This window comes from Nitrospiraceae bacterium, assembly GCA_035623075.1.
Classification (GTDB): domain Bacteria; phylum Nitrospirota; class Nitrospiria; order Nitrospirales; family Nitrospiraceae; genus DASPUC01.
This window is the reverse complement of sequence record DASPUC010000020.1, coordinates 165326-177633: the sequence shown is the minus strand read 5'-3', so window position 1 is coordinate 177633 and position 12308 is coordinate 165326. Positions and strand designations below refer to the sequence as shown.

General features: G+C 50.9%; 10 protein-coding genes. All 10 read right to left on the bottom strand.

What is annotated here, in order from left to right; genetic code table 11:
- Positions 1-51: 51 nt before the first annotated feature.
- The 10 genes from VEI50_04645 to VEI50_04600 all read right to left on the bottom strand — a co-directional run bounded on the left by VEI50_04645 (position 52) and on the right by VEI50_04600 (position 12300).
- On the bottom strand, positions 52-1206 hold the full coding sequence (locus VEI50_04645) for a glycosyltransferase family 2 protein (GenBank protein ID HXX74394.1): 1155 nt from the start codon (positions 1204-1206) through the stop codon (positions 52-54).
- The gene (gene asnB, locus VEI50_04640) at positions 1203-3098 is read right to left on the bottom strand and encodes an asparagine synthase (glutamine-hydrolyzing) (GenBank protein HXX74393.1); all 1896 of its coding nucleotides are present in this window, start codon (positions 3096-3098) and stop codon (positions 1203-1205) included. Before asnB ends, VEI50_04645 begins: the two co-directional genes overlap by 4 nt.
- A 41-nt stretch (positions 3099-3139) precedes the next feature.
- Positions 3140-4195, bottom strand: coding sequence for a FemAB family XrtA/PEP-CTERM system-associated protein (locus VEI50_04635; GenBank protein HXX74392.1), 1056 nt, complete (start codon positions 4193-4195; stop codon positions 3140-3142).
- Between the two features lie 80 nt (positions 4196-4275).
- A complete protein-coding gene (gene wecB, locus VEI50_04630) occupies positions 4276-5391 on the bottom strand; it encodes a UDP-N-acetylglucosamine 2-epimerase (non-hydrolyzing) (GenBank protein HXX74391.1) in 1116 nt (371 codons plus the stop codon).
- 321 nt (positions 5392-5712) lie between these two features.
- Complete coding sequence (locus tag VEI50_04625) at positions 5713-6903, bottom strand: hypothetical protein (GenBank protein ID HXX74390.1); 1191 nt, start codon at positions 6901-6903, stop codon at positions 5713-5715.
- Between the two features lie 362 nt (positions 6904-7265).
- Complete coding sequence (locus VEI50_04620; GenBank protein ID HXX74389.1) at positions 7266-8768, bottom strand: lipopolysaccharide biosynthesis protein; 1503 nt, start codon at positions 8766-8768, stop codon at positions 7266-7268.
- A 93-nt stretch (positions 8769-8861) separates the two neighbouring features.
- A complete protein-coding gene (locus tag VEI50_04615; GenBank protein ID HXX74388.1) occupies positions 8862-9782 on the bottom strand; it encodes a glycosyltransferase in 921 nt (306 codons plus the stop codon).
- Positions 9783-9820: 38 nt separating this feature from the next.
- A complete protein-coding gene (locus VEI50_04610) occupies positions 9821-10474 on the bottom strand; it encodes a PIG-L deacetylase family protein (GenBank protein HXX74387.1) in 654 nt (217 codons plus the stop codon).
- Between the two features lie 89 nt (positions 10475-10563).
- On the bottom strand, positions 10564-11337 hold the full coding sequence (locus VEI50_04605) for a sugar phosphate nucleotidyltransferase (protein ID HXX74386.1): 774 nt from the start codon (positions 11335-11337) through the stop codon (positions 10564-10566).
- A 36-nt stretch (positions 11338-11373) separates the two neighbouring features.
- Positions 11374-12300: an NAD(P)-dependent oxidoreductase gene (locus VEI50_04600; protein HXX74385.1), complete on the bottom strand. Its 927-nt coding sequence runs from the start codon at positions 12298-12300 to the stop codon at positions 11374-11376.
- Positions 12301-12308 lie beyond the last annotated feature (8 nt).

The window sequence follows — 12308 nt, the reverse complement described above, 5'->3', positions numbered from 1 at the left end:
TTAGTTCCTTTCGAACAAAATTGAGCGGCGTAAATCTCATGTTTGCGACCTTCAGTTTCGTTCAGGGTTCCAAACAGATTCCACCTGACCAGCGATCGCCATCACGATTCCAGCCGTAGCTGCGAGATTTACGAGATAGAAGTATAGAGCCCCGTGCGCCAATCGAGCCATTGGCCCTAATCGCGTTGAAATGCGAGATCCAATTACAGCTGCTATCAGGCTGAACACAATGACCCCCACACCGAATTGGTACGGCCATCCGAGCGGAAATGCAATGAGGCAGCCTATACCCGCTGTCACTACCACAGGTAACATTAACCACCGCAAGACTTTATGAGACCAGACCTGCCATGCGAATATTCCCACTTGAAAAGGATTCAATACTTCCGAGACATTCATAACGCCCCGCCAACTCCGATTCACGATCCGCCGCTTCCGGCGGAACTCTTTTCGAAAATCGCCGGCCGAGGGCTCAACGCCGATCGCTAATGGTTCAAATACTGCACGATATCCCTTCGCCACGATCTGAAGAGGAACCACAAGATCATTGATTGTCTCTCGCGACAACGGCTGATACAGCCCTCGCCTAATGGCGAAGATCGCCCCATCGCCACCAACCGTACTACCGACCACGCTCTCCATCGATCGAATGAATCGCTCGTAGCCCCAATAAGTGTTCTCTTGGGCATGGGCGCCTGAATGCGGATTGTCGACATATTGTGAGTCCCCTGTAGCACATCCGACTGAAGGGTCTGCGAAGTTTTGTACCAGGCGCCGAATCGTATTGGGGCGATACATTATGTTCGCGTCGCTGAAAATCACGATGTCGCCACCTGCGACCAACATCGCTGCATTCAAACCGATCGTTTTGCCTCCTCGCTCGGACATCCGCAGTAGCGTCACGCCTTGATCGGAAAACGACCGAACAATGTGATCGGTTTCATCTGTGGAGGCGTCGGAGATGACAAGAATCTCCAATTTGCTCTTGGGATAATCGAGAGCCAAGGCATTTTTAAGCTTTTCGCCGATAACATGCGCCTCATTGAATGCGCTGATCAACAATGTCACCGTTGGTTCGATATCCTCTTGCCGAATCGGCTTCGGCCTCAAGCGTGCGAGGAGACCGATCAGAATTGGGTATCCGACGTACACATATCCCACTAGAAATGTAGCCGCCCACGCAAAGATCGCACCAACAATGCTCATGGAATCCTCACTTGAAACTGTTCACGCCACAACTCAAAAATCACCAAGGCCATGATGCCCTCTGTAAAATCTTCTTTTCTCGCATCATGGACCGCTAGCATCATCTGCACCGTTTCATGGTTGAACAGCCCCCCACGTTTGAGCCGGCTGGACTCAAGAAGGTCAGCTACCATCGGCTTCAGGTCCTTTCGAAGCCACGTTCCAATCGGAGCGCCGAACCCACGCTTAGATCTGGTCAGGACAAAGTCAGGCACCACTCCCTTCAATGCCGCCTTTAGCAGTCTTTTCAGGTGGAAACCTCGAAGACGGTACCAACTAGGAACCTGCGTCACAAAATCGACAACACGGTTATCCAAGAACGGCACGCGCACCTCCAACGATGTCGCCATGCCCATTTTGTCGGAAAACAGCAGAAGACTTTCCGGTAGAACAGTCTTAATATCAACGTACGCCAACCGATCAACCGTATCAACCGCCGGGGCGTGCTCATACAGAGAAATCAGTTCCGCACCGGGGTCGCGACTCCCCAAAGGTAACGCCAGCAAAGAAGCAATCTGCTCGGACGACAGAACCGATAGTAGTCCTAAATATTGTTCACCCATGGACAAGTGCAACGTACGTCCTAATGCTTTGCCATACCGGCTAAGATTTCCAAGAGTCGATCCCCGGTCGGCGTTGAGACACCGCTCCAGCCGTTTTCCCAGTGCTCCGCGCAGGCCAGTGGGAATCCAAGAGACCGTTTTATTGAGAACCGCTCCAAGGTAGCGGCGATAGCCTCCGAACAATTCATCTCCACCCAGGCCGGATAGCGCGACCTTCACATGTCGGTGAGCCAGTTCGGAGACTAAATATGATAAAATGAATGATGTGTCCGTCACAGGTTCATCGAGTTTTTCGATCAACTTAGGGAGAAGGTTGACCACATCCGGCTGTACTATCAGTGTCTCGTGCCTGGTCCCCAAGGCTTTGGCAGCGGCTTCGGCAAACGGGGCTTCATTGTGATAGGCGTGTTGCTTGTCAAATCCAATACTGAACGTTCGAACTTGATGGATCGAGGCCTTCTGCATAAATGCCACAACCCCGGTAGAATCGACACCGCCGCTGAGAAATGCTCCCAACGGCACATCACTCACCATTTGATCCAACACCGCCTCGCGTAGCACTTCGCGCAAACGATCGCGCGATTCACCAAACGTCCAGATAGCGGCTGGCTGTTTGAACTCCCAATCCCAATACCGTTGGAGTTCAATTCTTCCCTTTTCCGCAGTGAGAGACCAACCGGCAGGAAGTTTTTGAATGCCTTGAAAGAGCGTCTTTGGAGCCGGTACAAATCCTAGACGAAAATATTGCGCCGCTGCCCCTAGATCAAGAACGCGAGAAATGTCCTGGAGCGCCAGCAGTGACTTGACCTCCGACGCAAACGCAAACCTTTCGCCCAATTGCACATAATAGAGCGGCTTGACCCCCATCCGATCGCGGGCGAGAAATAGGCGCTGCGCCCGATGATCCCAGATCGCAAACGCGAAAATACCGTTAAAATGCTTCACACAATCAGGTCCGTCTTCCTCATAAGCGTGAACGACGACCTCGGTGTCCGTCTTGGTCTTGAACCGATGCCCCCGTCGCTCCAAATTCTCACGCAGTGATTTAAAGTTGTAGATCTCCCCATTGAAGACCACGGTGACAGTTCCGTCCTCATTGTCGATCGGCTGATGGCCACCAGTGACGTCAATGATGCTGAGACGTCGCATACCGAGCCCGATATGTTGATCCGTAAAGGTTCCCTCATCGTCCGGTCCTCGATGAACGATAGCCTGACACATATCCCGCAGATGCTTCTGCACAGCGTCACGACTTTCAGCCCATTGATAGAGACCAACAATGCCGCACATGATAGCCTCGACTGTATCGCGTAACCTGGATTACCGAAGCGTTAGTTGGTGATATATTTTCTGATCCGCGGCCCGAGCATCGCGCTTATTCCCACGGGAAGTCGTCGCCAGATTTCCCGGAGGAGCCGATACTTCACGCTGCTCCCATCGATTACGTTCCCATACCCGTCAATGTCACTGAGCCTGTACCAATACAGCGGCACAGGCTGAGCACCCCATTGGCGCTTGAACTCATAAGTGCCGGATCCTAGCGAGGATCGTCCAAAATCAAACGACTTGAACCCTCTGGTACAACTATCCTTGATTGCATGCCAATAAAGCAGGTTGTTTGGACACTTGGAGAAGTATTCCCGCAAAGCAGAAGCCCAGGGAACCAGTACGGTATCCTTAAAACACAGACTGATCATTCCCCCTATACTTTTGTTCCCGTCCCGCACCAATCTCACGTGCATCTGCGAGCCAAATCCTACCGCCATGCTGGTAAAGAAAGACAACGCGTGAACGGGCGATCCAAGATCTCGCATATTGACGATGAACACTCGATAGAAATCCTCCAGCAGTTCTGGCCCACCCACCACCGTAGACAACCCACACTTTTCGGCCTTCCTCACCTGATTTCGCACTTTAGCGGGAAGTCCATTCCAGATCCCCGCCTCCCCCGCAGTCAAATCGAGGATCATCGTCACCTTGTCCTCACGAGGTGTGGGGAGCCCTGGAACCATCGCGATTTGCCGAAGCTCGACTGTCGCAGATCCGGTTGCCCGGCTCAGTCGTCGAGCTTCCTCTACAAGCTGTCCTGCAATCTTATAATCATCGGTACACACCCCCCCGTAGTCCATAAACGGCATAGAGGCCAGCACGGTTCCGAAAATTGAGCTCTTGACGACGATAAGCGGAAGAATGCCCCTTACCATCCCTGCTTGTCGAGCGATTAAATAAATCGAATCATGACCGTAGGCCTCCCGGATTATGGAACGCCAGATCCACGCGTGACTGAGAGTCGCACGCGGCGTCCGCAAGACATACTGCGACCACTCAAGACCGTCCTCGTTATCACCGAGGCTAATGGAGACTGGATCTTCTATTGGCGTCCGCATTGGAGTCGGGGTTTAAGCTTGAACTGTTGCTACTGAACCGAGCGCCGAGCTTTCCTCTTAATACCTGAGTGAAGATCCATTCAGCGACACTTCTCCAGAATAATCGAAACGATTCGCTCGGCTGCGTGACCGTCCCAAAGCGGAGGCGGCGACGTAACAACCCGAGGACCTTTCAATACATGCATGGCTTCAGTCACGATCTTTTCGGGTGAGGTGCCGACCAAGCGGTTGGTGCCGTGCGAGATCGTAACGGGACGCTCTGTGTTTTCACGAAGGGTAAGACAGGGAATTCCTAATGCGGTAGTTTCCTCTTGAATCCCTCCAGAGTCTGTCAGAATAATCTTAGCACCAGCCACCAAGGCCATGAAGTCGAGATAGCCGAGCGGGTCGAGACACCAGATCCCGGGGCCTTGGATTTGCCCCGCGACAGATTGCAGCAAGGCTTTCAATTCATCTGTTTCTTCAAGCCGTTTTCGAGTTCGAGGATGAATTGGAAAAATGATGGGTTGTTCACGGCCGACTTCGGCAATGGCTCCCAGTAATCGGCGCAGAACAAAAGGTTGGTCCACATTCGAAGGCCTGTGCAACGTCAAAACAGCGTATTGTCCTTTCGTCACGCCGAGGTGCTCTTGAATCGATGACTGCTGCCACATACGGCGAGACGCCTCCAAAGAATCAATCATGACGTTCCCGACGTAGAACACCTTGGCCATATCAACACCTTCCGCAGCAAGGTTCCGCATCCCGCTTTCCTCACTTACGAAGAGATAGTCGGACACGGCATCGGTCACCAGTCGATTGATTTCTTCCGGCATGGTCCGGTCAAAACTTCGCAATCCTGCCTCTACATGAGCCACTGGAATTTGGAGTTTTGCGGCTGTCACTGCTCCGGCCAAAGTCGAGTTGACATCGCCGACCACCACTACCAAGTCTGGCCGCTCCTTTTCAAGAATTGGTTCGAGTCGCTTCATGACTTCCGCTGTCTGCCAAGCATGCGATCCCGAACCAACCTCCAAGGAGATATCTGGAGGAGGAATCTTGAGATCATCAAAGAACTGGCCTGCCATACCTGCATCATAATGCTGGCCTGTGTGGACGAGGAGAGGCACTATCTCGGCAGATCTCTTCATTTCTCTCATAAGAGGGGCAATCTTCATGAAGTTTGGGCGAGCTCCAACAACGTTAATAATTTTCATAAGTTTACTGCCAGCCTCCCCATAGAATCGTCAGAAAGAACCTCTATCGTAACAATCCAGCCGTGGAAGGATTACTGCAAAAGGACCCTGTGAAAGGAGCGTTCTGTGTAAACATACATTTCCAAATGATCCCGTCCGAAGCTGCGTGAATAATGCAGGAGAAAGCTCAGCGTCAGCGATGTCTTCGTCTTTTGGATTTGGTGATCATACGCACGTTGCCAACCTCTTCCTGAGAAACGTGCTAACTGGCTATCGAATGGCTGGGTATGAGTTTGGCCTAAATAAACATCGATCTTTCCCACATACCAGCTGAATTGCTTATCATTTGATTTCGGGGAAGACCGAAGCAGCGTAGCTCTCCTTATTGTGATCCGGAAGCAACCTGGACCCTGTCAAAACATCATGAAGAACTTTTGCCATCAATTGATGGCCATATGGAGTGAAGTGACCAACGTTGTTCCAGAAGATGGGCGGACCTTTCGAAGCCTCCTGAAATTCTTTGTAAGGTTGAATTAGTGGAATGTGCTGCTCACGCGTAAACACCCTCAGTCGATTCTCAGGACCCTCTGGGTCCCAATCTGCACCCATCATGGAAGGATAGGTAGCTATAACACTTTGCCACGCGCCGCCGTTCACCACATAGGGGGAAGGGACACTTAACAGCACGAACTGAGTCTGTTGACGTTTGGCTTCTTCGGCAAACTCGAGAAGAGCCCGCTGGGAGAAACTCCAAGCTTGCTCCCATTTAGCTTGTATAGCTTTCTGATAAACCTGATAGCGTTCTGGGGCGGTGTTCCTAGGTACTGCTTCGCTCCTTGCTTGTTCTCCTCGGCGCCAGAGCCAAGTGCTTACCAGTCTATAGATCCCTGAATGGCTTCGTAGCCAGAAAAAGGGCTGCCTCTGATAATCTTCGACGGATTGGTTTGTCCGTGCAAAGTCAAATTCAACAGCTTCACCATTCATTGCCAGGAAAGGAGGCCCACTTCGGCTAGCTGACAGTTGGGGGTGGCTATCACGAATGTCGTTGTCCAAGAAGACAGCTAAGATTACGAGGTCCGGATGATACCGAGGCCCCTCCTGTTTAAATAGAAGCAGCTCTTGGATCGGCGAGTAGCCGCTTACGCCAAAATTAAGAACCTCAACGCGGTGGCCGGATTTGCCGAGACTTTCCTCCAGCAAATGAGTAAACGTCTGGTCTAGGTTCACCTGAAAGGCTTCCGTCATGGAATCGCCGAAGACGGCTATTCTAAAAGTGCCGGGGTGCTTCTCTAACGTTCGTTCATGATCCCTGTAGCCGAGCTTATTAATCTCGACCCACCCTCTTCCCTCTTCAGTCCAGAGCTTACGAGCTCCTGGCACGTGGCGCCAGCCAACTCTTTGATCAGGTTGCCACACCAGCGCGTAATCCAAACCAGCAAGGTACATACTAAGCTCTACCATCGCAATTCCGAAAAATAAAGACCCGATCACAATAACAAGATTCAGTAGTAGCTGATGGCTCCATTTAGACATATGCTCACCTGAGATATCCTCTCTCCAACCATTGGATTCGCTGGATAATACTTAGTGCATTAAGATCTCTGCCAAGGATATCTGTAATCCTCCATAGAACCGCTAAATCAGACTGGCAATGTAGCACCCTCTGCAGCACGGACCTCCGTAAGGCAACTTTCGAAATACATTCGGATCTGCTTGATCAAGAAAGTAATCCTAGTATACTTTGAACGGCTCTCTACTGAATTTAAAACGACGATCTCCACACAGATACCTTCAAATGTATAACTTTTTACATGCGTCAGGATAAGTCAAAAGCGCTTGACATGATTCAGTAGCACTTCACAACAAATGGAACTGGTGTATGAAGCCTGCTGGTCTCAACTTCGTAGCGAATTGATGAGTTGTAAGAACCGATTGACGCGATCACGGTGGAGGAGCAGTATCGAAAGAGCAAACGCTGCGCATCCACCAATCACTTGAAAACCAAGGTGAATCGGAAGTGGCCATGGTGGTAGAATCTGCTTCACTAACAAGACGACAGCCGCCATCAGAACCGATCCGCTGAGAGCCGGCCATAGAGCTCTGAGGTACTGGTTGACGGGTAGGCCGATTGATCGAAACACATGCCAGTAGATCGGAATGGTAGTAAAGGGAAAGGTGACAAGCCAGGCAACGGCAATCCCAACGATGCCCCACTTACTGCCAATATAGAATGCCGGCACAAGCAGGACAACGGACCAGAAACCATTGAGCATTCCAAGTCGCGATTTGCCAGTTACCAGCACTGTCGGGGAGAGAACCGTCATGATAGAATTGTACGCAGCGTACAGAGCAAGCACTCGTAATGGGGCCACAACGCTCTCCCAGCGTTCACCCAGAACCAGAGGCACAAACTCATCGGCGACAAGTGCTAGGCCGATTGTTGTTGGGAATGTAAACAAGGCCAGGCCCTCCGTGAGCGTAAGTAGATAGCGCCGCAAATCGGCATGCTCGGTCTGGATAGCAGAGAATACTGCGGGGGTGACACGGTTGATCAATCCGGCCACTTTCTCGACCGGGACGCTCGCCAGTGTAGATGCAAACGTATAGGCGCCAAGCGCAGCCTGGCCCAGCAACTTTCCAGCTATGAGGCGATCGGCATTACTATACAGATACCATGTGAGACGCATAAGAATTAGGTGCCAACTGAACGTGATTGCTTCCCTGATTGATTGAAAAACTGGTTTTACAAAACGGTGGCGGCGGAGGATAAGCGTGAGAACGGTCCAGACCGTAGTCGATAAGAGCCCGCCAAGCACAAGCGCCCAGTAGCCGAATCCGCTAAGAGCCATAGCGACCACGCCGAGAGAGCCCGTCAGTGCTTGTGCCCCCTCCATGAGCGCCAGCAGCCTGAACTGAAGATCCTTCTCGATCAACGCCGCAGGGACAGTCCTAAACCCGGTCATCAGGAACCCTATCGCCGTTACGACAACTACCCAACCGAGATCCGGCATTCCAAAGAATCGACTGAGAGGAACCGCAATAGCACCTGATATAACAAAGGCAACAACGCCGAGGATTACAGCTAGGCAGTTTAGTTGCGCGATCTGCTGATCACTAAGGTCGCGCTTGGTAATGACGGCAGTCCCTAAACCGAACTCGTTAACCATGGTCACAAATCCGAAGAAGGTGATGGCAATGGCGACTAAACCGTAATCCGCTGGAGTAAGCAACCGGGCAACGACGATCGTCGATGCCCAAGACAGAATTTGCGTGCCCCATTTTACGACGCCCGTCCACGCGATGCCTTGTGCGAGGGAGCGATCAAGAGTCTGTCTTTCGCTCTGGATAGCAGAATCGGGTTGGACTCTTGCTGCAGTCAGAGTTTGTGTGCCGGGCATTCTGCTCTCTTCTGTAGAAGTCCGTTATTTGACTCACTTGCGACGAAATAGACAGAACGGAAAGTCGTAGTTCTCGAATCCACTGGGAGGATGTCAGCGCGATGCGGTTCTTGTGCCCCCACGACATGCCACTCGGATCTTTCGGCTAAAACCCGCCCCAAGCTCTGTCAGCAGTTGCTGACGATTCCATATGGCTGTGCGGGCCACGATGCCTAGCAGGCGGGCCTTCTCCATAGACTGCAGCGGGCTGCGGAGAATTGAGACTAGGTGGTGGAAATAATGGGTCCATAAACGCAGGAAGATCTTGCCCCTCGTTTGAGGATCATGGAACTCCTGTTGATCTTGCAGGCTCCGCTTGCTACTCGACGCTTGGGCATGGACGCGCCTGAAATACAGTCGTTCTGGTACTTCCCACAACTGACCATATAGCGTGAGCTCAACGAGCAAGATTTCGTCGGCTCCGGGGAAGTTTCCCATCACTGAAGTTTTCCGTAACACGTCACGCCGGATAAGACCATACATGGGATTACACAAGTTCGTTCGAAAGAGAGCCACTTTGAAACGCTCTACAACACTGTAGGAACGGATATCCAGGTTGTCTTCGTGGGGTCGTACGATCTGACTGTTCTCATCGATGATCAAGGACTTCGGATAGCAGAGAACTACTCCTGGCTGTTCATCAAGAACAGTCACACACTTTTGCAAGTAGTCGGGAGCACAGAGATCATCTGCGTCCCACCATTTGAAGTACTCGCCTGAGGATAGTGCAAAGACTCGCTTATGATTTCTGGATGAACCAACGTTTGTTTCATTTCGAAAGTAGCGTATCCGTCTGTCTCTGCGTGCGTATTCGTGACTGATCTCTGCGGTATCATCCGTAGAAGCGTTGTCTGAGATAATTAGTTCAAAATCGGTAAAGCTCTGGGCCAAAACAGAATCCAAGGTCTCTCTGAGAAACCGTTCGCCATTGTAAACAGGCATTCCAATGCTCACTCGAGGGCTCTGATCACGCATCATCGGTGCCGTTAATCCTAGCAGTGAAGAATACATGTCTAGATGACCATCTTCCGACCATAAAACCCTTCTGCATACTTGCTGGGGGCATTCGACTCAATTCCTCGGAGTCTCATCATCGACATAAAGGCATCTTCCGTAAACCAGTGTTTTGTTCTCTGGGTCTTAAAACAGTTTATGATGTACTGCGTTTTCATTCGGCAATGCGATTCATCCAAATGGACAAAGCAATTGGGTGCACCAACATCTCCATCGTATTTGAGAATTTCATACTCTAGGACAAGATGATTTCGAAACGTATTCCAGGTCAGTTCAGAGATCACACGATGATCCTGGTGTAGATCATTTCTATAATGAGTGAAGATTATGTCGGGGTTACATTCTCGTTTGATTTGTTCAAAGCATTCCTTAATCCGCTCGCCACAGAAGGGAAAAAAACTTCCCCTAAAATTCTTCACCAGCACGGTCTTTCGCTTGATATTCCTGAGAAATCGATTGGCACTTTCCTGTGCTTCGCGTCTCCTTTCTCCTTCAGAACTAAATACCACCCAGTGAACTCGGAGCTTCTTATAGGTTTCCGAAAGTCGAAGAATCGTGCCCCCACACCCAATCTCGATATCATCCGAATGTGCACCAAGGCAAAGCACCTTTGGGTCCGCTCCATCTTTGTTATCAAAAGTTATTCGAAGCACGAGGTTCTCCTCATCGTTTGGACAGTTCTTGATTCAAATAAGGAGCTCCAGAGTAGTTCTGGACAACCTCAAAAATGTTCTATAGATGACTATTTCCACACTTCCCAGGGGGTTTCTCCCCTGGAATACATGTCGTCCAAGCGTTGCTTGTCCTTAAAGGTGTCCATGCTGATCCAGAAACCGTCATATTTGTAAGTGATCAGTTGGTTCTCCTTAATGAGTCGTTGAAACGGCTCATGAACAAGCTCCTCTCCTTCTCGCAGATAGTGAAAAATGTCCTTTCGGAGAACGAAGAAACCACCGTTGATCCAGATGCCAGACTTTGCCAAGTCCTGAATATCTCCGACATAACCATCAGGACGAATGTCCACTACGTGAAAGCTATGATGTGGCGTTACGCTGAGGAAGGCAGCGGTCTTCTCCTGCTTGAGGCAATGGTCCACGAGGTTGGGGAGGTAGAGGTCTGTCAGACCGTCCGTGTAGTTCGCCAGGAAGACGTCCTCCCCTTCCAGATGCTTTTCTACTCCCTTAAGCCTTTGACCAATGTTCGAAGTTAAGCCAGTGTCCGCAAAGGTGATGTTCCAATCCTGGATGTCCGTATTCGACAAGTGCACTGTCTTGCCGCCATTTGAAAGAGTGAAGTCGTTTGAAAGGCATTCGTCATAGTTCAAGAAATAGTTTTTTATCATATCTCCCTTGTGCCCAAGACAGAGAATGAAATCTTTGTGGCCAAAATGGGCATAATACTTCATCAGGTGCCACAGGATGGGACGATACCCGATATTCACCATGGGCTTGGGAATAGAATCCGAGTATTCGCGTAACCGCATTCCTAACCCTCCACAAAACAGCACCACCTTCATTGGATACTCTCCTTGTTTTTCGTTGAGGTGGTCGACCTACGCAGAAACTGTGGACCTTGTCATATTCTCGCGGTACCATTGTATGGTCAGCTTCAGTCCATCGGCGAGCGAGGTATATGGCTGCCAGCCCAACTTGCTATAGGTTTGGGCAATGTCCGCAACGCGCGCCCATTCCAGCGGTCGATCCGATAACGCACCGTAGTCAGGTTCAATCGACAACCCGCTGAGTTCGACGATCTTACGGACGATGTCTTGCATGGACACTAATGTGCCTGAACCGAGATCGAGCGAGCAGCCTTCCACGCCCGGTTTCCAGGCTGCAGCCAGTAAGCCGTCAATCACATCTTGGACGTAGATCCAATCTGCTTCCCATTGCCCGCTCGAAAGTCGTGGTTTTTCCCCCCGCAACAGAGATTGGATCACTTGCGGGATGATCTTCTGTTCTTCCTGCCCGGGACCATAGGTCATAAATGGGCGAAGAATAACCACGGGAGTCCGATACAAGGCGTTGAACATTCGGGCGTATGCGTTGCTCGCCCATTTGGCTGTGGCGTAGGGCGAACCTGGGGCCTCGTCAGTCCTTGTTCCCGCTGGTTCCGTCAGCGATCCTGCCAAGACTATTCGTCGGCACCCTCGATCGTTTGCAACGGACAACAGATGAACGGTACTCATGAGGAGACTGCGGAACGTGGGTATGACATGCTCGATCTTAGGCGAAGCTGTCACATGACCCGACAGGTGAAAAATTATATCTGGCTTGATGCATTCCATGAGATGCCGCGCAGTCGATAGGTCCTCGAAAGATCCTTGCCACCACCGAATCTTAATGTTACCGGAGGTCTGTGTTGCTCGGGAGACGCCGTGCACCTGGGCTCCCACTTTGTCCAGACGTCGCATGAGATGGGAACCGAGAAATCCGGTGGCACCTGTGACCATAACTTTCAAGTTCGACAACTGTTCCATAATAAGCT

What these genes read in the sequence shown, in the direction of transcription:
- VEI50_04645 (HXX74394.1), bottom strand. Translation starts at nt 1,206, where the DNA reads ATGAGCATTGTTGGTGCGATCTTTGCGTGGGCGGCTACATTTCTAGTG.
- asnB (HXX74393.1), bottom strand. Translation starts at nt 3,098, where the DNA reads ATGTGCGGCATTGTTGGTCTCTATCAATGGGCTGAAAGTCGTGACGCT.
- VEI50_04635 (HXX74392.1), bottom strand. Translation starts at nt 4,195, where the DNA reads ATGCGGACGCCAATAGAAGATCCAGTCTCCATTAGCCTCGGTGATAAC.
- wecB (HXX74391.1), bottom strand. Translation starts at nt 5,391, where the DNA reads ATGAAAATTATTAACGTTGTTGGAGCTCGCCCAAACTTCATGAAGATT.
- VEI50_04625 (HXX74390.1), bottom strand. Translation starts at nt 6,903, where the DNA reads ATGTCTAAATGGAGCCATCAGCTACTACTGAATCTTGTTATTGTGATC.
- VEI50_04620 (HXX74389.1), bottom strand. Translation starts at nt 8,768, where the DNA reads ATGCCCGGCACACAAACTCTGACTGCAGCAAGAGTCCAACCCGATTCT.
- VEI50_04615 (HXX74388.1), bottom strand. Translation starts at nt 9,782, where the DNA reads ATGCGTGATCAGAGCCCTCGAGTGAGCATTGGAATGCCTGTTTACAAT.
- VEI50_04605 (HXX74386.1), bottom strand. Translation starts at nt 11,337, where the DNA reads ATGAAGGTGGTGCTGTTTTGTGGAGGGTTAGGAATGCGGTTACGCGAA.
- VEI50_04600 (HXX74385.1), bottom strand. Translation starts at nt 12,300, where the DNA reads ATGGAACAGTTGTCGAACTTGAAAGTTATGGTCACAGGTGCCACCGGA.